The following is a 21,153-nucleotide window of genomic DNA, read 5'->3' as shown; positions in this document are numbered from 1 at the left end:
TTTTTCTCCGTCAGTGGTGTGATTTTCGTCTTCGTATCGCCTGACGGTTCGCTTTCCCGGCATCGTTCCGGCCTGCAAGGGCGCAGAATGCGTGCCATTTACCCTTGCGGGACGGGTTGTGCTGGGAAACGATTTAACGGAAGCAGATATGAAAAGGGAAAACACGTAGGAGAGGACCTGCTGCCTTCTACCAGTGTTGTAACGCAGCTTGCTTCATGGTGTTGATAATTCTGCTTATTATTTTGAGGATGGGATGTATACGATCCGCGATCCGGAAACATAGAGACCATCCATCTCAAGTGTTCTGTTGAATCACTTTTTTGTTTAAAGAAGCATCATAAAAGTATTGGTTTTTTTTATATTCTCAGTAATATAGATTTACAATTGGTTTCTAGTCGTTCAAAAAGTAATGATAACAATTAATTTTCTTACGGTTATTGTTGTTATTCGCTCCCTCAAATTGGAGTCAGGTGATGCAAATAGCTGGCGGTCTTTATCGTGAACTCTGTGAGAGTCCCTTCTGGGATATGACCTTCGGGTCTGGTGGCCGTGCGGCTATGGCTATAGCTTCACTTTGCTCAGATTCAGAGTTACATACCTATGCATCTGCATCCGATGAAAGCGCTATTTCGCAACTAAAAAGCCAAGGTATCCGTATAACTACAAATTTTCGACCTACATCTATTGCCTTTGCCTATTTCCATCCGCTTTCGGTTCCTCACATTGAACCATCCATCAAAAAAATTGAACGCCAAAGGCCAATCCATGTGACTGGAGAAGCAGTGTTACGCTTCGGATTTTTGGAGGGAGATGCTGTCGTTCATGCTAATAGGGCTGTTTACGACCCTCAGACATGGCGTAATCCCCAAGCCTTTTACGATAACGGTTCTAAAGCTAATGAGCTTTCTATCGTCCTAAATGAATTAGAGTTACAGCATGCAACGGGTATTGCACAGCAAGAAGAAGCAGTATCTCAGCTAATAAAGATGCAAAATGCTTATTCTGTGGTTGTTAAAGCTGGAATAAAGGGTGCAACCGTGTATGAGAGAACGGGGAAAATTACTTATATACCAGCATATCGCTCTTCGAAAGTATTCAAGATCGGTACAGGAGATGTATTTAGCGCCATATTTGCATTTCATTGGGCCTACCGAGGTTGTTCAGCCGAAAAATCTGCTGATTTGGCTTCGAGGTCGGTCGCTCTATATTGTGACAGCCGCCAGTTAACTTTTAGCCAAACATTAATGCCAAAATTGTCGCCAGTAACCTATATTCCACAGGCAAAAATTTGCTTAGAAGGAGCCGTTGATTCATTAGGTCAACGATATGTACTTGAGGAAGCTCGTTTAGCATTGAGTGAGCTCGGGATGGAAGTGTACTGCCCTGAACTATCATTCTCCACTTTGGACATAGTGGCTGATGCTGTGCTGGTTGTAGATGATGGGTTAAATATCGACGCCAAGAATCGCATTAACAATGCTATAGCAGAAGATATTCCTGTCGTCGTGCTACGTGAACGGATTACTACAAATACGACAGAGATTAAAAGCGCGTTAATTACAAATGATTTCACTACAGCAATGTACCTAACCGCCTGGTCAATTGATGCTTATCAAGCGTCAACTCCACAATAAAAAATGTAATTAATAATTATTGCGAATTAGGTTGTATAACGAAATGAAATTATCTGAGGCTTTGTTGACTTATGTCAGATGTGTATATAATTTATCCACATGAGAATGTTAATATAACCCAGCGGTTGCATGAACTCCTTTCTCAACAATGGGATGTATGGTGGGATGACAATATTGTTGGTGAATGGAGACCTGCTATTGAAAAAAACCTTGCCGAGACGAAATGTGTTTTGGCTTTGTTTTCAGACTTTTCGCGCAAAGCGACCGTCACCGACGAACTAAGAGTGGCTCAAAAACATACTCAAAATATTATCGGGTTAACAATAGATCAAAGTGATCCTCCCTATCCTTTTGGAAGTTTAACGAGTATTGACCTTCGCGACTGGGATGGCGATGCATCTCATCCAGGTTTCCTACAACTGCAAAGAAAAATTGCACGAGTTGTATTGCCTCGTAAGGCCCCTAGTAGGCTGCAGGCAACCTCAGGTAGTAACTTACTTATTCCTAACATATTTATGTCTGTTTCATCTCATGAGACTCAGTTCTCACCTTCTGATGCATTAGAAGTGCTCAGAGTACATAAAACATCATCAATCCTTGTGTCAGCCTATGATTTAGTGAAATCCCATGACAAAAGAGAAATGCTTAGCAAAATTAAAGCATACCGCAAAGCAGGTGGCTTCGTTCTGATTGATTCTGGAAACTACGAAGCACGTCGATTGCAGGATAAAGAATGGAAACCCATTCACTACAGACAAGCACTGATGGATACACCCCACGATTGGGCATTTTGTTTTGATGTGGCAAAACCGAACCCCGAACCAGAAAAAGCCATAGAGCAGATAGTGAAGGCTGTTAAAAGGGATTCCAAATTCACAACTGCACCAATGCTACCCATCGTGCATGTTTCACAGGATGATGCTGGGCTTTCTAGATTACCTGTGATCGTAAAAGGTATTTCTGAGCGACTAAACCCTCAAGTTATAGCTATACCAGAAAGAGAACTTGGCGCTGGACTTGCTGCCCGGGCTAGTACAATGAAAAAAATAAGAAAATCCCTAGATGAGCTCCCATATTATCAACCTGTTCATCTGTTAGGTACCGGAAATCCATGGAGCATTGCAGTTCTTGTTGCTGCTGGTGCAGATACATTCGATGGTTTAGAGTGGTGTCGTTTTGCAATTGATCCTCGGCGGGGGCGGCTACATCACTTCCAACATTTCGATTTTTTCAAAAATAGTGGAGAACGAACGCCTTTTCTTGACATGGTCGATGCTCAAACAACTATTGGATATGCAGGGCAAGTAGCATTCTACAATTTGGAATACTACGCAGAATTTGGTCAGCTTATGCGTAGTATGATATCGACAAAAGATGCTGAACCCTTCGCGACGGGAGTAACAAGATTGTTCAGCAATGAGTTAAGAAAGCTTTTTCCTGAGGTTTTTCCATGAATAATTACACACCGGAGGCTTTATCTCGAGCCGTAAAAGCCTTATGTGCAGATCTAGATACTCGAATTGAGTGCGGGTTGGTATCTGATGAACGCTATTTATGGTGGGAACTCTCATGCTGCATACTCAGCAGCCAAGTGCCTTACCCTCTTGCTGTCGCTGCAGCTGATATCATTGACAAAGAGCAGTTGCTTCACAACTCTTACGAAAACCGTGACGAATTGATAACTCTTTTGTATGCAGTTCTTAAGAGACCATTGGAGGTTGAGGGAAAAAAACGGAGTTATCGCTTTCCTAAAGCTAAAGCTGAACAACTAGCTGCAACACACACAGCAGTTGCCCAAACGGGGAAATCACTAAACTCATTGGTTAGCTGCGATGTATATTACGTACGCGCATGGCTGGTGGCTAACGCTCATGGTATAGGGCCAAAGCAAGCAAGCATGTTTCTTCGCAATTGTGGAGCAACTTATGACTTGGCCATTTTGGATCGTCATGTATTAGATTATATGTCTGCGCTTGGTATTTACTCAGGCAGTCAATCATCTATTTCAGGTTTAAATAAATATGGCCAATACGAAAATAAGCTACGTGACCATGCAGAGCAAATGAACTGTCAAGTCGGGCTGCTCGATTGGGCAATTTGGATTGTAATGCGAGTTGCGAAAAGAAATTATCAGGAGGAGTTAGCATGAGCATCGTTACTCTCGTTTCTGGCGGACTTGACTCGACACTGGTCGCTAAATTGGCGCAGGAAGAAGGGCTGCAAATTTTCCCTCTCTTTATCGACTATGGACAACGAGCTCGGGATAGGGAACTTGCAGCGTGCAAGTTATCGATGAGTACATTGGGACTGCCTGAACCAGAAATAGCAAATTTGGCTGGCTTTGGCAAACTAATACACTCTGGCCTCACCGACAAATCATTGCATGTAATTAATGATGCCTTCACTCCGGGGCGAAACCTGCTTTTTTTACTAACAGCTGCTGCCTATGCTTATCAGAAAAATGCAGATGCTATTTCTATTGGTCTACTCCATGAAAGCACAAGCCTCTTTCCAGATCAGACGTCAGAGTTTCTTGCTAGGGCGGAAATAATGATTTCATTATGCATGGGCAGAAAAATTAAAGTACTTGCCCCCCTTTCTGTTTTTACTAAATCAGATGTGGTTATGTTAGCAAATGAAAAAGGAATTTCAAATACGTACTCGTGTCATATGGGTAATGAAAAACCTTGTGGAAACTGCATCTCTTGTAATGAATTTAAGTTCGAGGATATGAATAATGGGCGGTAGCAGCACAGGTGGATGGAGCAGGCTTGGAGATGTGAGAGCCCTCGAACAAAAAGCTAAAGAAGCACTTAATGAGGGTAGAAGAAATGTATTCATCAGTTTTGCGACTGAAGACATGAATGAAGTTAATCTTCTCCGAGCCCAGGCTAAAAATGAAAATAATGATATTGAATTTAATGATCACTCAGTCCGAGAGCCTTATAACAGTGAACAAGCAGAGTATATTAAACGCAAGATTAGTGAACGCATTAATCGCGCATCAGTGACAGTTGTTTTTGTTTCCGATTCGGTAGTGCAAAGTCACTGGGTTAAATGGGAAGTAGAAAAAAGCCTTGAACTCGGGAAAAAGGTTATAGCAGTACACCCTGGTACACATTTTGATGGTGTTCTACCCAGGTGGATTTCTGATAATAATATAAAAATCATACCGTGGTCTAATTTATCTACTGAACTTAAATAAAAAATTAAGTATGAATCTATGGAATTGAGAAATTCCATAGATTCATTTACAGTATTTGATGAGCATAATCATGAAAACCATTCATCTCTTTAATCAAGTAACTTCATATAATTAAAATCAAACTTGGATGATTTGTATAAACCTCTCTCACATCCAAAACAAGAACAAATTAGCATAGAGGGTACATCCGATTTTTAAAATCTCATAGTTAAAAAATCAGGCTAGAAATTTCAAAAGGTGAAATTTTTCTTGATTGGAATAAATCCACAACTTTTAACATTGTGATTGATAAAAAACACAGAAATTCCAACATTTTTATATATGTCATTTAAGCTAAGCCGCACTAGTGGTCAAAATCACATTTCTACGTTTCCTAAAATTATTAATTTTTCACTTTGGATAGACAAAACTTCACTTTTAGCTGCTAAATAAGTGTCAATTTCCCATTGAGCCATTGCTGCACCCATAAACTTCTGCTCATATACATTTCCGACATCCATGTTTTGGCATGCAAAATAACAATTAGCTAAGGTCGCAAATATCCATCGTTTATCTGGCCTGTCAAAAAAGTCCGGTGACGATTCAATCAAAGTCAATGATTTTATTATTGACTTTCGTATTTTGTGAGCGCTCATAAAATCATATATTTTCTCAGCTTTTTCGTATTGCTCATGTGCACGATACTCAAAGCACAAAGCGAAATTTTCACCGTTGTAATAGTCTCGCCGAACTTCATATCCCCGCCCATAATAACTTATAGCCAAGTCAAGTGCAGCACGATCCCCCTGTAAAAGCCAAAGTCTCTTATTTATTGCCCCGGCAATGCCCAAAGTTTCTGGATCATTTGAGTGTGCAGGTTTGAGAGGAGTTAACACTGTTAAACCTTCATGCAATGCAGCTATCTCATCAGGAAGTTGCGATTTATATATACTTAGAGCAAGTTTTTGAAGGATATCAGGCTCTTCGGGCCTCATTTCGCGTGCAGCTTTGAAATGCTCAACTGCTAAAGCATGTTGACTTTTTCTTAGAAACTTCTCGCCTTCAAACATATGATGAGCAAGTTTCTTTTGCGCAGCCTCAGCCTCATCGACCATCTCAACATACTGATCGTCTGACATTCTAGGGGCAAGCAGATTTGGAAGAAATGTATAGACAGGGCTGTCAATAATTCGATCAGCCATCGCCCTTTCTATCAGTTCACTTAAAGCCTTCATGGCTCTTATCGCCTCACGCCCCATGATATCCTCACCGAAATGAGCATATCTCAAGGTACTAACATGGTTAAGATCAAAGTGAAGCTTACCTTGATCTTCATTCATTATAATAGTTGAATTGGGCCTTAAAGCATGCCGCACACCGAGTTCATAAATCGCGTTTACGTTGCCTGTCGAGATGTCCGCAATGACTAAATCTGCGCGCAACAGCATTTCGTACATTTGGACATCGATAATACCCGACTGCGAAATCTCATCAGCTCTAACACAACGTAGACCACGACTCAAAACTGCAGGCTGGATAATCGTTTCGTAAGTAGCATTTAGATCCAGAGTACGACCAGTTTCGTAATCTGTTTTTTTACCAAAACCCATCACGACAAAACATACTTGCATCTCAGCGATTCCTTTTGGAAACGAAAGCATCAGTTTAAGAAGATAGAAATAAAAACAAAATATATCAAATGGTTAGAAAAATTTGAACATCGCAACAATGCATCATCAGCGATGATTCTATTCTACCACCGCTAATGCTTCTAAGGTCACTAAAAGGTTTTACTTTCAACCAATCAAAGAATCAAAAAAAATCTCGGAAGAAACCTAGCCAATAGAACAACCAATGATAGCTTCACAATACCAGCACGGAGTTAGCAAATGTCTCTTTACCATTGTATGCACCCTCGATACTCTAAGATCTAGGGTGTACGCATGGTGTTTATAAGTAGGATCTCAAGCATGAAGGATTTATCCGGCTTTTTCGCTTACGCATCAAGTCCCGTAGAAGTTGGGCAAACTATCGAACGGGCTGTAGATAACAGCAATAAAATCATAGGCAGGATAGCCATCTCAACGTGGATGGCTCTAGATGTTGTCGGGCATTTTATTTCTGATGAAGTCTTAACGGCTATTGATGCAACGGACTTATTGATTGCCGACATCAGTGAGCTTAATTTCAATGTCACGTATGAAATAGGTTATGCGATAGGTAAATCGAAGCGCGTATTGCTTGTCAAAAATAAGAGCCTACAACCTCAAGGACTTAAGATTTCTGATGTGGGAATTTTCGATACCTTAGGTTACCGGGAATATCAGAACTCTTCTGAATTAAGCGCATTTTTAACAAATGCTTCTGTCTTGAAAGCTATTGATACATCAGCAGTGCTAAACATTAAGGCTCCAGTGTATCTCCTCGATACGCCATACAAGACCGACTGGTCAACGCGAATAATCTCTAGGATTAAAAAGGCTGGTTTCACGTATCGTAACTTCGATCCGAACGAGTCTCCCCGTCTGTCTGCACATGATGCAATTACGCAAGTAGCAAAATCATACGGAGTTGTTGTTCCCCTTTTATCCTCGAATTCTACAGGTTTTGCTATTCATAACATGCGAGCAGCCTTCATCGCCGGTTTGGCTGATGGCATGGGAAAAGCGCTCAGCATTTTGCAGTCTGGTGATGAACCAGTCCCCATTGATTATCGTGATTTTGTAGAAGCGACTTACCACCCCGATGACGTCAATCGTGCAATAGAAGTGTTCGCCTCAAAGGTTACTCAAGCATTTCAGCAACTCGAAGCATCCGATACGAAGGTCGAGCGTTCCTTTATAAAAAAGGTTAATCTCGGTGCTACTTCCGCTGAAAATGAAATGCGCGATCTTGAGCGCTATTATTTAGAAACGGATCAGTTTCTTAAGTCCCTACGGGGTGAAGCTCATTTGGTTGTGGGACGTAAAGGTTCCGGCAAGTCGGCAATTTTCCTTCAAATTAGGGATGCAGAACGCGACAAGAACCGTAACAAAAATATTGTTTTAGATCTAAAGCCAGATGGTTACAAACTTATAAAATTTAAAGAAAGAATCCTTCAGTTTTTAGCTGAAGGTACGTATCAGCATACAATTACGGCATTTTGGGAATACGTGCTTCTCTTAGAGATATGTTACAAAATCTTGGAAAAAGATAGACAACGCCATATTCATGATCACCTTCTATACGAAGGCTATCGTGAGCTATCCGATTTATATTATGTTGAAGGTTATGATTATGAGGGTGATTTTTCTGAACGCATGTCAATGCTGATGGAAAAAATTTACTCTGAATACCAATCAAAATATGGTTCAGAAGAAAGTGTTAACCTAAGTTCATCCCAAGTCACTGAGCTTCTATATAAACACGATGTTAAAAACCTGAAACAAATGCTGGGACGCTACTTAAATAACAAACAAATTTTATGGCTGTTATTCGATAACATTGACAATGGTTGGCCTACCTCAGGATTGAAGCATGAAGACTTATTAATGATTAGGGCCTTAATAGATGCTACTCGAAAGATTGAACGTCAGTTTAGTAGTCCAGATCTCAAAATTCGGTCGGTGGTATTTCTGCGCAATGATGTCTACGAACTACTGGTAAGGGAGACATCTGATCGAGGCAAAGAAGCTAGCGTCATTCTTGATTGGACTGATGGCGATTTGCTACGTGAACTTATTCGCTTGCGAATTGTATCAAATGGACTAGATGAAGATATGGACTTCAAATCTGCGTGGCTACGACTTTTTGTTAGCCATTATATGGGCGAAGAAACTTCTCAATTTCTGATTGAACGTTCTTTAATGAGGCCGCGTTTTTTACTCAATCTTATTAACCATTGTAAAAGCTTCGCTATCAATCTAAATCATGAAATTATAGAAGCAAGTGATATAGAAAAAGGTATAAATGCTTATTCTGCAGATCTTTTACGTGATATTGGCTACGAACTTCGTGATATTTCTTCTGAAACCGACGGTGCATTGTACGCTTTTATCGCCTGCGAAAGTGAATTGTCAGAAATAGAAGTAATGAATAAACTAAAGCAATCAGGTATTGAGCATGATGGTGCTGCTCGTGTATTAGACTTGCTACTTTGGTATGGGTTTTTAGGTATTCGAATTAATTCAGATGAACCTAAGTTCATTTATGACTTCAGCTACAACAAGGCACTAATGGATGGTGTAAAAAGAAACTCGACTCAGACAGTTAGCTTGGTAATTAATCAAGCATTTTGGCCAGGATTAATGATAAACAAATAAATTCACATAAAATACATAAGGTTACATGCCATCTCTAGAAAAATAATTCATTAGCAATAAGATTAATGTTAATATAGCCAATATTTTATTGTATGTAGTAGTATAAGTAAAAAAACCACAGTACACATAGGTCATAAAATGTCGAAGGAATATAACGTATTCATTAGTCATGCTTGGTCATATCATAGCGAACTAGAAGATTTAAGAAGACTTATCGATGCCCGTGCATACTTTAAAGCTGAGTATTCAGAAGTTAGTCGAGATAAACCGATAAATTCTATCAGCGCACCCTATATAAAAACGGTTCTTAAAAAGAAAATTTTAGAATCAAATATAATTATAGGCCTTGCTGGTATGTATGCATCCCATAGCGACTGGATGGAATGGGAATTACAAACAGCATTTGACAATAACATACCTATTATTGGAGTTGTTCCTCGAGGAGCGTTGAGGATATCAGCAACTGTTTCATCTAGGGCTATTGAGATTGTCAGATGGAATACAGAAAGTATAATTTCCGCGATTAGAAACAACTCCATTTAAAATGGAATGAATTATTAACGCATCATTTATTTTATACCCCCCAAAACAAGGGTGGGGTAAAATATACCATTAACCTTGTCAGAACCTCATCTTTAACTCATTAATTGACTAATCATCAGAGAATAATAATTAACAATTAATTACTTGGCTAATGTTTTATTGGGGCTTGCCTATTTGCTACTCTTCTAGCGAGCCATTGCGTATGCTCCCTAGAAAATGCTGTTTCAGCGTCTCTTACAAATTCAGAGAAATCATTTTCTCCAGAAATATATGATGATTGTTCTTTAATTATACCAATCTCATGTGCAGTTAAAAAATATGATGCAGAGAGTTCACTATATCTTTTAACCTGGACCCAGCCAACGAGAGCCGATGCTATCGTTGTTACTACACTTATTGGTATTAAACTCTCAGTATTTTGTGTCAAAAAAGCATTATAGAGAGAACATAAAAAAGCAAGAAGATAAATACAAAAAACAACCACTCCCCAGTATAAACTTAAGTTTTTATTAGATTGTGCCTTGCCTATATACCAGTCACGCTGATCATCTATTCTATATTTAACATATACATCTCGACGATCATCAAGATTAAGTTTTCTGATATTTTTCATCTCATCAGAAACCGTGCTTTCAAGTACTGATACAGAGTCGATACTTTTAGATATAAACTCACTACCACCCACGATACCGTCTAAATAAGATGCGAGCTGTGATATATTCCTTGGTTCATCTTTATCGTTAAAAGGTTCTGATTTCATGGAGAACTTCCACGAGATAGTTTTAATTGACTCAGTTACCGCTCTATATTTATACCACTCTCTTTCAAATTTACTTTTAAGTTTAAATGCTACCATCAACATTAGCATGGTGAATAAAAACAATGCAGTGTAATATTTGTAGTCATACTCCAGAAAAGCATTAACAGCACTAAATATCAATAATAAATATTCAATTCTAAGAGCAGCAAAGTAATATCTTTGATTGTTTTCAGATCTCTTATTAGTTATATCATAAAGACTAGGATATTTAATTTTCACACCACACCCCCTTTATTATAGAAAACCATCTCTCTACCAAATCTCATTTTCATTAATATTTTTTCAGCACAAACACATTCTTAGAATGTATGTACAAATACAAATCCATTCCCTAGGAAAAACATGATTATACAAGACAGCCATCCGGAATGGCACCTTCTCTATCGAATAATCGCTTTTATCTTCTCAACTTTTGAGGATAGCAAAACTTGCTCCCAAATCCACGGACAATCCAATCTCTTGGCAACTAACGCGCCACAAATTGGAAGTGCCAGCGCATGGCAAAAAAATATATATTACACAGTAAGTTAACGGTGAATTTACTGAACTTTTCTATGATGCTAATGAAACTTCAAACGTGATGCGTTTATGGTAGTCGTGCAGATGCAAAAGAATGGGCAGCCCCCACACCGTAACTTTCATTCATGAAATCGTTGAAGATGTTGCAGAGCAAGGGACAGCATTTGCCTATAGTCACCAAGGTTATTATATTCCCTACTTTAGTAACACAACTATTCCTTCCAGCAAACCTTCAATGAAAGGTGGTCATTCTGGTGGTCTTGACAGAAAGGGAATTCAGGTTTAGCTTACATATTAGCCAGTTACTGGCAAAGGCGATCCCAGTCAGAGGAGCCATACATAGAAAAGCCTGCTTTCGAGCAGGCTTTTTGCTTTTCAGGAATGTACCGATTTTTCCGGCAAAACCCTGGGTAATTTCCTTAACACCGTAAAGATAGACCGAGTTCATTTTACCCTATCAACAACGCGATGTTTTCACCGACCCGCGTTTTCACGCGCTATCTTCAGAAATGCCTGCACGGCGCCATTGTTCTCCTTCCGCCTGCTGATAAGCATCAGATTAGCTGACAGTTCCGGCGCATCCAACGGGCGATACACTAATCCCGGTATACCCACATGCTTCAGCGGATCGGGCACCAACGCCAGTCCCTGCCCGGCTGCGGCGAAAGCGAGCACGCTAAGAGTGCTCGCGGTGCAATGGGTAATACGCGGGACGTGACCCATAATCGTAGTGAGCGCCGTATAAAGCGGCTCATCAGCACCATGGGTGTCATAGAAAATGAGCGGTTCCTCAACCAGCATCGCTATCGTCAGAGACACCTGGCTGGCCAATGGATGATCATCGGCCATCGCGACCTGGCGGTGCCAGAGACCAACCTCTTCAGCCATTAGCGCTGAATCATGGATCTTGCTGTGATCGGGGGCATAACCAACGTCAAGCTGACCCGCCAGGATAGCATCGGCTTGCAACAGAGGCGCGACTTCACTCACCACCAACTCTGCATCGGGGTAAGTTCTGCGAAAAGCGCGCAGATCGTTGGTTAATCTGCCACTAAATACAGCATTACCAGCAAAGCCAACGCGCACATGACCGGTTTCACCGCGTATCGATCGCTGTACGGTTAGCCGTGTGTGTTCTGCCTGCTCCAGGGTCCGCCGTGCTTCGGTCTGCAATAGCAGCCCAGCTTCGGTCAGCTCGACTTTGCGACTGGTGCGCACAAACAGCGGGCCGCCCAGTTCCTCTTCCAGCGCCTTGATTTGCATACTTAGCGCAGGCTGGACGATATGCAGGCGTTGGGCGGCGCGGCCAAAGTGGCCTTCTTCGGCAACGGCCAGAAAGTAGCGCAGGTGGCGTAGGTCCATGCGTCAGCCCCATCATCAAATAAAATGATTAATCAGTCATATCTATCTATTTGAGTTTATCGCTATTCACGACGAAACTGAAATCCGTCAACTAACCGGAGTACATGTTATGCACAATCTCCTGAACGATCGCCTGCAAATTACCGACCTTCTCACCGGCTGGATGCATCGCGATCTGGGTGAGTGGGACCAACTGCGCAATCTGTTTCATCCGGACGGCACCATCGAAATCACCTGGTTTGAGGGGCTCGCCAGCGATTTTGTTGACGGCTCAATGCGGATGGGAGCGTCGGATGTGCGCACCAAACACTTGATCGGTACGCCGGTGGTGACCTTCAATGCCGAGGCGACAAGGGCGATTGTTGAAACCAACGCGATGATTATCGGCGAAAACGTCAAGTTGAATCTGGGTTGCATTGGTCATAACCGCTTCTATGATATGGCGGAAAAGCGCGATGGCGTATGGAAACTGTTTCACCGCCAGAGTATTTACGATATGGCCAGCTTCACTTTTCCGCTCGGCGTGGTCCCGGTTGACCAAAGTGCGGTGGAAAAATATCCGCGCGAATACGCAGCGCTGGCTTACCTGCTGGAAAAAAGCGGCTTTCCGGTTCAGCGCGTATTTGCCACACGCGGTAGTATTCTCGAACAACAAATGAAAGCTGACGGGAAACGCTGGCTGTCCGGGCAGCCGATCTGATCGGTCGCCAACATCCCCTCATTAATATCAGCAACGCAAAGGAAATGTATGCAACCGAATAAGCCAATCGGAAAATATCTGGCAATCCTGCTCGCCGCCCTACTGCTACCCACCGCAACTTCGGCCGCGCAAACCCTGACCTACAGCGACCATGAACCGCTGGGAGGAATGCGCACCCGCTTTATCAATGACGTGCTCTTCCCCGCCATTGAGAAGGAATCTGACGGGCGACTGAAAATAGAGGCGCACTGGGGAGGTGAACTCAGTAACGGATACGATGCGTTACGCAACGTCGGCAAAGAAAGGAAGTCAGATATGGCGATTGTCGTGCCCGAATATGCCTCCGACGCGCTGCCGCTCAACCAGATCTTCAAAAGCTTTCCCGTCGGCCCTGCCGGTGAGCAACAGGTTGCCTTCTTCCGCCGCGTTTACGCTGATATCCCGGCATTCCCGGCAGAGCTTGAGAAAAACAACGTGGTAAGCATTTTTCTCGCTACCGGTTACCCACTGTCCTTTTTCAGTGCTAAGCCAATGGCGACGCTGAACGATATCAAAGGGGGGACATGGCGCTCTGCCAGCTTCTGGCAGCGGGACTTTTTGCAAAGCGCCGGGGCTAAACCGGTGACCATGCCCTGGGGTGAAGAAACCTACAATGCGCTGAAAAGCGGCGCTATCGACGGCATGATGCTGAACGTAGACAGCGGCTACGATCTAAAAGCGTACCAGTTCGCGCCCAACGTGCTGATCTCCAAAGATCTGTGGCTGGGGCATCTCTATATTCTGACAATGAACAAACAGACCTGGAACACGCTTTCCTCTGAAGATCGGGCCGCCATTGAGCGTGCTGCACAAACGGCATATCAATCCCTGGGGTCGGTGATGGACAGCAGTTTTAACACCCAGATAGAGGACTTACGTAAAGCAGGCGCAACGGTGCGCGTTCTGCAACCGCAAGAGGTCGCACAATGGGAAACCGCTACCCACTACCAGTCAGGGCAAGATAAGTGGGTAAAAGAGCAGGAAGCGAAAGGCGTCAAAGATGCAGGAACGGTGATGGAGCAGGTCAACGCCATCATGGATGAAACGATGCCGAAAAAAGCGCCTTGATACTGGCAGGCCCCCTTCATCAATACCAAGGGGGCCTGCGAATCCAACTCACGCATCTATTCCAGGTTGGCGTGACGTCCGAACATCGTATCGCTTGTCTGATGTACACGAAGCATTAACGTCATAATCATCGCGTCATAGACCACAAGGGATAACTGTTCAAAGCCTGAGCCCATTGGCTGAATGCTTGCGCGCTGCGGCTCACCTGCCAGGACTTTCGGCGAAGCGCCAGGCAGCACGCAAACCGCATCGGCCAGATTTGCAATAGTTGACCCCGGAGCCATAGTAATAAGCGCAACGTTGAGGTGATTGTTTTTCGCTTTTTGCGACATCGCAACCAGGCTCTGCGTTTCACCTGAGCCCGAACCAATAATTAACAGGTCCCCTTCCTTCGCAAAGGTGGTGGTCACATCGCCAATTACCTGAACATCAAAACCCAGATGCATCAGACGATTGGCGAATGCGCGGATGACCAACCCGGAACGACCTGCGCCCGCGAGGAAAATACGCCTGGCCGCCACGATTTCATCCATAAATGAGTTAAACCCTTCGGCTTCAATCAAATCAGCATTACGCGTCAGCTCACCAAGAATCTCCTTTACGTTCTCGATTACGTCGCTCATTGCGCAGCCTCCTTTAAAGCCCCGGCAATCAGCCGTGCCTCTCGCTCGGGATCCTGAGCATTGAGGATACCGCTGCCAACAATCACGATATCCGGGCGAAATGCCAGGTAACTTTTAATGGTTTTACTGCTGATGCCGCCAGCAACAGCAATTTGTGTTTTTTTAACATGACGACGCAGTTCCGCCAGATCCTGTAAAGGCGTCCGACCGCTTGCCTGCTGATCGGCCCCGGTGTGTACAGCGATAACATCCACGCCCAGCGCTTCCAGCGTCGGGACACGGGAAGCAAAGTCAGTCACACAAATCATATCGACCAGTACTTTCTTACCCTGTTTTTTAGCTTGGTCTACACAGCCCTTAATAGTCAGATCGTCCGTAACGGCCAAAACGGTGACGTAATCTGCACCAACATCATAAGCCAGCTTTGCCTCATAACCACCAGCATCCATAATTTTGGCATCGCACAGTACTTCTTTATCAGGAAATGTATTTTTTAACTGTTTTACGGCTTCACGCCCGGCATCAATAAGAAACGGCGTCCCTACTTCAATAATATCGATATATTTTTCTAATGTTTTCACTGTGGATAATGCCTGAGCAAGATTCAGCTCATCAATAGCGAGTTGTAGTTTCATGGAGATATTCCTTTGATATATTATTCGTTTTCATAGCTGGCAATAAAGCAATCCATTCCCCCCTGAAAAAAGAGATCGCCAAAGCTATCGGGAACAAGAATTGTTTCGCCTTTTTTAATCTCTATACCATTAATATAGCCATCACCTTCAACTACGGTAATAAACGAAAAACGAGGCTGTGAATAGTGACCTTCGGTTACGGTTTTCAGGCGAGTTAATGTGTACAGACCCGGTTCATTCCAGTAGCGGGTTAATATACAACCGGCCTCCTCAGTACTATCAAACCACTGAAAGTTTTTGCTAGCGTCTGGTACAACGACATTATCGATAACTTTCTTAATATGTAATTCACGTTCATGTCCCGTGGTGGGATCGATGCGATGGTAGTCAAATAAGCGATAGGTCAGGTCTGCATTGCGCGAAATATTATAAGTCAGAACATCTTTGCCAATAGCGTGCAGCGTCCCGGCAGGAATATCCAGGTACCAGTCTTTTTGGGCTGGGATATAACGAACCAGCTTATCAAACGCGTTGCTTTCACTAAGCTGCTTAAACTCTTCCCGCGATTTGGCATAATGCCCAAAGGCGATACGACCATCAGCAGGCGTATCCAGAATGACCCACGCCTCCGGCTTACCGCGAGAACTATCGTGCCGCAACGCGTAGGCATCGTCCGGGTGAAGTTGCACGGACAGATCGTCCAGCGGATCGAGAATATTGACGCGAATCGGAAGCAGGGCAGTATCACAATTAAACCATTCTGGTTTTTCTCTATATAGCTGTGAAAGCGTTTTGCCCGTGCCGCTCACCAGACAGTCAGCCTGGTCCGGCAAAGCCACGACATTATAGACTTCGCCAACGGGGGTTATCTCTGTTTTATAGCCATAACGTTCTTTCAATCTCTCTCCACCCCATATACGCGGCTCGAAGAAAGGCTCAACTTTTAAAAGTTGCTTTTCCATATATCACCTCAGATTGCTATTTTATGGATGTAACATTTTCAGGGTTTCAGGAAATAACATTTTCTCTTCCTTTTTAAGTGGACGCTCAATGATAAAAGAGTCAAAGGCGCTGAAGGATGAATACATATACATCCCGGCCTGTTGAAATTTACTACTGTCGGCCATCAGTACCGACATTTTCGCACAGGACATAGCCGTTTCTTTAATATCCAGCTCGCGAAACGATCGTATCGACGGTCCCTCGCGGTGAAAACCATCGCAAGCCATAAAGGCAATATCAACTTTAACCTGCTGAAGCGCTCTTCGCGCCCAACTGCCGACATAAGAATAACTTGTCTGGCGCAATTCCCCTCCGGTAACCAAAAGTTGATTACGGGTATTTTGCAGAATCTGCGCAGCAATCATTGAATTGGTCACAATCGTCAGGTCGTTGCGTAAATTCAGCTGTTTCGCCAGCTGCGCGACGGTAGTGCCTGAATCAAGAAAGACCACTCCGCGTTCAGGAATAAGACCCGCAGCCAGCAAAGCTATTTGTGTTTTCGCCTCAATATCCTTCCCTTCCTTTACGGTATAAGGATTTTCAAGATAGGAACTAGAAGGCGTCACAAATCCGTGCCCCTTTTCAAGGATTTTCATTTCCTGAAGCCAGGCAATATCTTTACGGACAGTTTCCGTCGTGACGCCCAGCATTTCGGCTAAATCATTCACTTTGACATGACCATGAGAAACAACATGGTTGATAATCCGATTCTTACGATCATGATCGATTGGCCTGGCCATAAAACATCCGCGATAAAACAAACAATAACAAAATTATTAATCTTTGATTCACGGTCAGTCAAGGCATTGTTAGTTTGGTTTTATACGCATAAATTAAAAAAATCATAAATATCAAAATACTATAACTTTGTTTTAAGTTGGTTTTATTTGGTTTTTAAAATAAGACGATAAAATACAAGCGGATGAAATTTATAGGAGATTAAGATTTTATTTTCCTGAATTGCAGGTTTCGCCCAAAAAACGATGAGCTTTATTCAGCGGGAGGGAATATTGCGGTTTAGGGGCAGTCGTGTTCGGTAAATCCCCTGACAGCCAACAGCGCCCAACAACAAAGGGCGCTTTCTTTGGATTATTGACTCAGTTCAGTTTCAGGGAAAGGTTAAAAGTGACTACCGGTGTGGGTAGAAGGCGTCGCGATCTCCACCGGCATACCAGAACGACGCTCAAGCGCCTGCTCCGCGCGATTCATATCAACACCCTCACCTTTTACAAAAGCCTGAATGGCGGTCGTCGTCGGTAACGGAACCTTCCTATCGGATTCATATTCCGCACGATTACGCGACAATGGCTCATGGACTTCAACCCAACGGCTACCATCTGGCTCGGTGGTGTATTTCACCGGCTGATCGATTATTTGCACACGGGTCCCCACCGGCACGGTGTCAAACAGGTATTTAATATCATCGTTACGCAGGCGGATGCAGCCCTGACTCACGCGCAGGCCAATACCAAAATTGGCATTGGTGCCGTGAATGGCATAGAGCCTGCCGATATAAATTGCGTACAACCCCATCGGGTTATCCGGACCGGCCGGAACAAACGCGGGCAAACTCTCTCCTCGACTGGCGTATTCACGGCGGGTATTGGCAGTCGGCGTCCATGACGGCGCTTCCTGCTTGCGTTCAACCGTGGTCACCCAGTTGCGCGGCGTTTCTCGCCCTGCCTGGCCAATGCCAATCGGCAGAATCTCGACCGTTGCGCCATCGGGCGGGTAGTAATAGAGGCGCATTTCAGCAACGTTGATCACGATGCCGTTGCGTACCGTGGCGGGCAGAATAACCTGCTGCGGAATCACCAGCGTGGAACCCGATTTAGGCAGGAACACATCGACGCCAGGGTTGGCCTCAAGCATGTTGCTCAGGCCCTGACCGTACTGAGCGGCAAACGCCTCCAGCGGCTGGGTATTGCTTTGCGGAACAGTGATGGTCAGCGGGCTGCCCGCCAGACGGCTTCCTTCCGGCGGTAACGGGTAGCTCACCGCCAGAGCGCTCTGGCTGGTGAGGATCATAATAAGAGAACAAAGCAGTTTCATACGCCGCACAATTTCCCTTCCTCTGTGGCGACAATCGTGAATGAATTATAGCTTTGTTTACTACCTCATACCCTGATTATCAGCCTGCTAAATTTGATAATCGATCGCCGCCTCTTCCGGTTCCATCGCCTGGCGTTTAATTTCATCCAGAGACAGCCCCGCATTGCACAGCTCGATAAAGCGCCAGACGTAGTTACGCTGCAGCTGCCCGCGCTTGAGCCCAAGCCAGACGGTATTGGCATCGAACAGATGACGGGTATCCAGACGGGTAAAGGTGTCAGACTCGCGGACGTCTCCCGACTGTTCCGCAACCAGCCCCACTCCGAGGCCAAGCTCGACGTAGGTTTTAATCACATCGGAGTCCTGAGCGCTTAATACGATATCCGGCATCAGCCCTTTACGGTTAAAGGCTTCATCAATACGCGAACGCCCGGTAATCCCCTGGCGGTAGGTGATCAGCGGCCAGCGGGAAATAGCTTCCAGCGTTAAGGGCGTAGCCTGAGTTAGCGGGTGATCTTTTGGCACCAACAGGCTGTGGTGCCAGCGGAACCAGGGGAAAGCCACCAGTGTCGGATCGTTACTCAAGCGCTCGCTGGCGATACCGATATCAGCACCGCCGTTGTGCAGCAGCGTCTCAATTTCCTGCGGTGTCCCCTGAACCAGCTCAAGACGCACGTCAGAAAATAGTTCACGAAAAGCTTTAATCACCGGCGGCAAGCTATAGCGCGCTTGGGTATGCGTCGTCGCGATGGTTAAGACGCCGGACGCATCGTTGGTAAACAGGTCAGCCAGACGACGGACGTTGCTGGCTTCGTTGAGAATACGCTCAGCAATTGATAGCAGCGCTTTACCCGGTTCTGTCATCCCCAGAAGACGTTTACCGCGGCGGATGAAGATCTCGATCCCCAGCTCTTCTTCCAGTTCACGAATATGACGGCTGACGCCCGATTGCGATGTATAGAGCATATTGGCGACCTCCGTCAGGTTGTAATCCTGACGGGCCGCTTCACGAATAATTTTAAGTTGCTGGAAATTCACCCTTTCCTCCGGGCTATCAGACATAACATATGCTCTATTGTTAAAGTCTGTTGTCCTTGCTAACAAATAATAAAAACCAGCAACTTATTCCTTTAAGGAATATACCCGTCATACTTCAAGTTGCTTATGTGTTGGCTGCGCTCGCTCACCCCGGTCACATAGTTATCTATGCTCCCGGGAACTCACTCTCTTGCCGCCTTTAAGCAACTCAAATTATTTAGGGTATAGACTAACTCACTAACAGCAATTCACGGTTTTCAAGCGACGGACGGCTCACAAGCGACATCAAAATCTCCTTCACGGCCTGTGCCTGTGGCGACAAACTGCCACGCGCTGACATATTCAATGAGAGTGAGAGACTCATTGACGGCGTACTGATCCGCGCCATCCAGCCATTAGCGGCACCACACAGCGAACGCGCAGCAGACTCCGGCAATACGGTCACACCCATTCCGCTGGCAATCGCCGCCGTTAAGGTTGTGATTGATTCAATTTCACCAATAATTTTTGCTGAGAGACGACGTAGAGTGAAAGCCTCAGTGACCCGCGCACGCACAGCGCTGTAATCGCGCGGCAGGAACAGATTCATCTCTGCGACGGCGGCCAGATCGATACTCTGACCCGGGCAGTCTCGGGTGCCGACCAGGTAAAGATCTTCTTTCAACAACGGCTGGCTGATGATCCCTGCGACCGGGGAACGTTCGTAGAGCACCGCCATATCCAGTTGCCCTTCAATCAGCTTGTCATTGAGGATAGTGCCGCTGCTTTCCTGCAAATAGACTATCACTTCCGGAAGTTCATTACGCACCGTCTGCAACAGAGGCATGGTAATAGCTGAAGCCGCCGTTCCCGGAGCGAGGCCAATTGACACCTGACCGCTCAGGGTCTGCCCGACATTGTTGACCGCAAGTTGAGCCTGTTCACACTGGCGTAGAATGGTACGGGCATGAGTATAGAGGATCTTGCCCGCTTCGGTCGGTGTGACGCCACGCTTGGTACGGATCAACAGTTGCTGATCCAGTTCGCCTTCCAGGGTCGCAACCTGCTGACTCAACGCCGGTTGTGCGATGTGCAAGACTTCAGCAGCCTGGGTCAGACTGCCGATATCGACGATTTTTACAAAATACTTCAGTCGTCTTAAGTTCATTTTGCCTCCTGTAAGGAACACCAGTGCCAACGCTGGCTGTTTAGATACAGAAGGTTTTGCAATTTGCTTGCCAGTTTTTTATACCCGGCGCAAACGCCGCTGTGAGCCGCGTAATAAGGGATACTGATAGCAAGCCACGATTCTGTTGCCCGGTAAGCGGATTGTGATATGCCCCATTAGGGGTATAAATGCACTACGACAGTGCAGATTGACGCGCGAAGAGGCAAAAATGGGCTGAATGCTGAAATAGTCAGCAAACGAACGGACTTTGGCGATTCAGGCTTTGACAAGGTGGGTGGTCACCGTTATTATGCGCCCCGTTCACACGATTCCTCTGTAGTTCAGTCGGTAGAACGGCGGACTGTTAATCCGTATGTCACTGGTTCGAGTCCAGTCAGAGGAGCCAAATTTAAAAAGCCTGCTTAGGAAACTAAGCAGGCTTTTTGCTTTCTGACTCCTCCACATCATCGATGACGACAACCTCAC

At 44.7% G+C, this 21,153-nt stretch carries 20 protein-coding genes and 1 tRNA gene; 11 read left to right on the top strand and 10 right to left on the bottom strand.

Features of this window, described 5'->3' with window-relative positions:
• Positions 1-473 precede the first annotated feature (473 nt).
• The 5 genes from DA718_RS10240 (at position 474) to DA718_RS10220 (ending at position 4,839) form a co-directional block, all read left to right on the top strand.
• Complete coding sequence (locus tag DA718_RS10240; protein ID WP_112216932.1) at positions 474-1,634, top strand: carbohydrate kinase family protein; 1,161 nt, start codon at positions 474-476, stop codon at positions 1,632-1,634.
• A 71-nt stretch (positions 1,635-1,705) separates the two neighbouring features.
• Entirely contained in the window at positions 1,706-3,088 is a 1,383-nt protein-coding gene (locus DA718_RS10235; RefSeq protein ID WP_053142387.1) for a toll/interleukin-1 receptor domain-containing protein, read from the top strand.
• On the top strand, positions 3,085-3,783 hold the full coding sequence (locus tag DA718_RS10230) for an 8-oxoguanine DNA glycosylase (protein WP_053142386.1): 699 nt from the start codon (positions 3,085-3,087) through the stop codon (positions 3,781-3,783). The genes DA718_RS10235 and DA718_RS10230 overlap by 4 nt, the downstream gene beginning before the upstream one ends.
• Complete coding sequence (locus DA718_RS10225) at positions 3,780-4,382, top strand: 7-cyano-7-deazaguanine synthase (protein WP_112216933.1); 603 nt, start codon at positions 3,780-3,782, stop codon at positions 4,380-4,382. Before DA718_RS10230 ends, DA718_RS10225 begins: the two co-directional genes overlap by 4 nt.
• A complete protein-coding gene (locus tag DA718_RS10220) occupies positions 4,372-4,839 on the top strand; it encodes a TIR domain-containing protein (protein WP_112216934.1) in 468 nt (155 codons plus the stop codon). The genes DA718_RS10225 and DA718_RS10220 overlap by 11 nt, the downstream gene beginning before the upstream one ends.
• A gap of 356 nt (positions 4,840-5,195) precedes the next feature.
• Here the strand turns inward: DA718_RS10220 and DA718_RS10215 are convergent, their stop codons facing one another.
• On the bottom strand, positions 5,196-6,449 hold the full coding sequence (locus tag DA718_RS10215) for a tetratricopeptide repeat-containing protein (RefSeq protein ID WP_112216935.1): 1,254 nt from the start codon (positions 6,447-6,449) through the stop codon (positions 5,196-5,198).
• 339 nt (positions 6,450-6,788) lie between these two features.
• Between DA718_RS10215 and DA718_RS10210 the strand changes: the two genes are divergently transcribed.
• Together DA718_RS10210 and DA718_RS10205 are read left to right on the top strand one after the other, a co-directional pair.
• Entirely contained in the window at positions 6,789-9,119 is a 2,331-nt protein-coding gene (locus DA718_RS10210; protein ID WP_112216948.1) for a P-loop ATPase, Sll1717 family, read from the top strand.
• A 138-nt stretch (positions 9,120-9,257) separates the two neighbouring features.
• Complete coding sequence (locus tag DA718_RS10205) at positions 9,258-9,662, top strand: TIR domain-containing protein (RefSeq protein WP_112216936.1); 405 nt, start codon at positions 9,258-9,260, stop codon at positions 9,660-9,662.
• 148 nt (positions 9,663-9,810) lie between these two features.
• On the opposite strand, the gene DA718_RS10200 is transcribed toward DA718_RS10205, so the two are convergent.
• On the bottom strand, positions 9,811-10,701 hold the full coding sequence (locus DA718_RS10200) for a DUF4231 domain-containing protein (RefSeq protein ID WP_112216937.1): 891 nt from the start codon (positions 10,699-10,701) through the stop codon (positions 9,811-9,813).
• 542 nt (positions 10,702-11,243) lie between these two features.
• Here DA718_RS10200 and DA718_RS30565 point away from each other — a divergent pair.
• Positions 11,244-11,432 carry a hypothetical protein gene (locus tag DA718_RS30565; protein WP_112216938.1) on the top strand — a complete coding sequence of 63 codons (189 nt, stop codon included), beginning with the start codon at positions 11,244-11,246 and terminating at the stop codon, positions 11,430-11,432.
• A 43-nt stretch (positions 11,433-11,475) separates the two neighbouring features.
• Here the strand turns inward: DA718_RS30565 and DA718_RS10190 are convergent, their stop codons facing one another.
• Entirely contained in the window at positions 11,476-12,363 is an 888-nt protein-coding gene (locus DA718_RS10190) for a LysR substrate-binding domain-containing protein (protein WP_112216939.1), read from the bottom strand.
• A gap of 109 nt (positions 12,364-12,472) precedes the next feature.
• Between DA718_RS10190 and DA718_RS10185 the strand changes: the two genes are divergently transcribed.
• Positions 12,473-13,063 carry a nuclear transport factor 2 family protein gene (locus DA718_RS10185; RefSeq protein WP_112216940.1) on the top strand — a complete coding sequence of 197 codons (591 nt, stop codon included), beginning with the start codon at positions 12,473-12,475 and terminating at the stop codon, positions 13,061-13,063.
• A gap of 48 nt (positions 13,064-13,111) precedes the next feature.
• Positions 13,112-14,170, top strand: a complete 1,059-nt coding sequence (gene dctP, locus DA718_RS10180) for a TRAP transporter substrate-binding protein DctP (protein WP_112216941.1) — start codon at positions 13,112-13,114, stop codon at positions 14,168-14,170.
• Between the two features lie 56 nt (positions 14,171-14,226).
• Here the strand turns inward: dctP and hxlB are convergent, their stop codons facing one another.
• The 7 genes from hxlB to nac form a co-directional block, all read right to left on the bottom strand.
• Positions 14,227-14,793 carry a 6-phospho-3-hexuloisomerase gene (hxlB, locus tag DA718_RS10175; protein ID WP_112216942.1) on the bottom strand — a complete coding sequence of 189 codons (567 nt, stop codon included), beginning with the start codon at positions 14,791-14,793 and terminating at the stop codon, positions 14,227-14,229.
• Positions 14,790-15,428, bottom strand: a complete 639-nt coding sequence (hxlA, locus tag DA718_RS10170) for a 3-hexulose-6-phosphate synthase (RefSeq protein WP_110277382.1) — start codon at positions 15,426-15,428, stop codon at positions 14,790-14,792. The genes hxlB and hxlA overlap by 4 nt, the downstream gene beginning before the upstream one ends.
• A gap of 20 nt (positions 15,429-15,448) precedes the next feature.
• Positions 15,449-16,390 (bottom strand): class I mannose-6-phosphate isomerase, encoded by a 942-nt coding sequence (locus tag DA718_RS10165; RefSeq protein ID WP_112216943.1) that lies wholly within the window; start codon positions 16,388-16,390, stop codon positions 15,449-15,451.
• A 21-nt stretch (positions 16,391-16,411) separates the two neighbouring features.
• Positions 16,412-17,170, bottom strand: coding sequence for a DeoR/GlpR family DNA-binding transcription regulator (locus DA718_RS10160; protein ID WP_112216944.1), 759 nt, complete (start codon positions 17,168-17,170; stop codon positions 16,412-16,414).
• A gap of 379 nt (positions 17,171-17,549) precedes the next feature.
• On the bottom strand, positions 17,550-18,482 hold the full coding sequence (gene ldtA / locus DA718_RS10155; protein WP_112216945.1) for a L,D-transpeptidase: 933 nt from the start codon (positions 18,480-18,482) through the stop codon (positions 17,550-17,552).
• An 87-nt stretch (positions 18,483-18,569) separates the two neighbouring features.
• Complete coding sequence (gene cbl, locus DA718_RS10150) at positions 18,570-19,520, bottom strand: HTH-type transcriptional regulator Cbl (protein ID WP_112216946.1); 951 nt, start codon at positions 19,518-19,520, stop codon at positions 18,570-18,572.
• Positions 19,521-19,749: 229 nt separating this feature from the next.
• Positions 19,750-20,667, bottom strand: coding sequence for a nitrogen assimilation transcriptional regulator NAC (gene nac, locus DA718_RS10145; protein ID WP_112216947.1), 918 nt, complete (start codon positions 20,665-20,667; stop codon positions 19,750-19,752).
• Positions 20,668-20,997: 330 nt separating this feature from the next.
• On the opposite strand from nac, the gene DA718_RS10140 reads away from it, so the two are divergent.
• Positions 20,998-21,073, top strand: a tRNA-Asn gene (locus DA718_RS10140).
• Positions 21,074-21,153: the final 80 nt, after the last annotated feature.

The organism is Klebsiella huaxiensis, from assembly GCF_003261575.2.
In the GTDB taxonomy this organism is placed as follows: domain Bacteria; phylum Pseudomonadota; class Gammaproteobacteria; order Enterobacterales; family Enterobacteriaceae; genus Klebsiella; species Klebsiella huaxiensis.
Note: the sequence above shows the minus strand (reverse complement) of the source record. Positions and strands in the feature narration are given on the sequence as shown.

Bases quoted from the DNA above. Each gene is read 5' to 3' on its own strand.
- DA718_RS10235 (WP_053142387.1), top strand. From the start codon at position 1,706: ATGTCAGATGTGTATATAATTTATCCACATGAGAATGTTAATATAACC.
- DA718_RS10165 (WP_112216943.1), bottom strand. From the start codon at position 16,390: ATGGAAAAGCAACTTTTAAAAGTTGAGCCTTTCTTCGAGCCGCGTATA.
- DA718_RS10215 (WP_112216935.1), bottom strand. From the start codon at position 6,449: ATGCAAGTATGTTTTGTCGTGATGGGTTTTGGTAAAAAAACAGATTAC.
- ldtA (WP_112216945.1), bottom strand. From the start codon at position 18,482: ATGAAACTGCTTTGTTCTCTTATTATGATCCTCACCAGCCAGAGCGCT.
- DA718_RS10205 (WP_112216936.1), top strand. From the start codon at position 9,258: ATGTCGAAGGAATATAACGTATTCATTAGTCATGCTTGGTCATATCAT.
- DA718_RS10220 (WP_112216934.1), top strand. From the start codon at position 4,372: ATGGGCGGTAGCAGCACAGGTGGATGGAGCAGGCTTGGAGATGTGAGA.
- DA718_RS10240 (WP_112216932.1), top strand. From the start codon at position 474: ATGCAAATAGCTGGCGGTCTTTATCGTGAACTCTGTGAGAGTCCCTTC.
- hxlA (WP_110277382.1), bottom strand. From the start codon at position 15,428: ATGAAACTACAACTCGCTATTGATGAGCTGAATCTTGCTCAGGCATTA.
- DA718_RS10225 (WP_112216933.1), top strand. From the start codon at position 3,780: ATGAGCATCGTTACTCTCGTTTCTGGCGGACTTGACTCGACACTGGTC.
- nac (WP_112216947.1), bottom strand. From the start codon at position 20,667: ATGAACTTAAGACGACTGAAGTATTTTGTAAAAATCGTCGATATCGGC.
- DA718_RS10185 (WP_112216940.1), top strand. From the start codon at position 12,473: ATGCACAATCTCCTGAACGATCGCCTGCAAATTACCGACCTTCTCACC.
- DA718_RS10190 (WP_112216939.1), bottom strand. From the start codon at position 12,363: ATGGACCTACGCCACCTGCGCTACTTTCTGGCCGTTGCCGAAGAAGGC.
- DA718_RS10230 (WP_053142386.1), top strand. From the start codon at position 3,085: ATGAATAATTACACACCGGAGGCTTTATCTCGAGCCGTAAAAGCCTTA.
- dctP (WP_112216941.1), top strand. From the start codon at position 13,112: ATGCAACCGAATAAGCCAATCGGAAAATATCTGGCAATCCTGCTCGCC.
- hxlB (WP_112216942.1), bottom strand. From the start codon at position 14,793: ATGAGCGACGTAATCGAGAACGTAAAGGAGATTCTTGGTGAGCTGACG.
- DA718_RS10160 (WP_112216944.1), bottom strand. From the start codon at position 17,170: ATGGCCAGGCCAATCGATCATGATCGTAAGAATCGGATTATCAACCAT.
- DA718_RS10210 (WP_112216948.1), top strand. From the start codon at position 6,789: ATGAAGGATTTATCCGGCTTTTTCGCTTACGCATCAAGTCCCGTAGAA.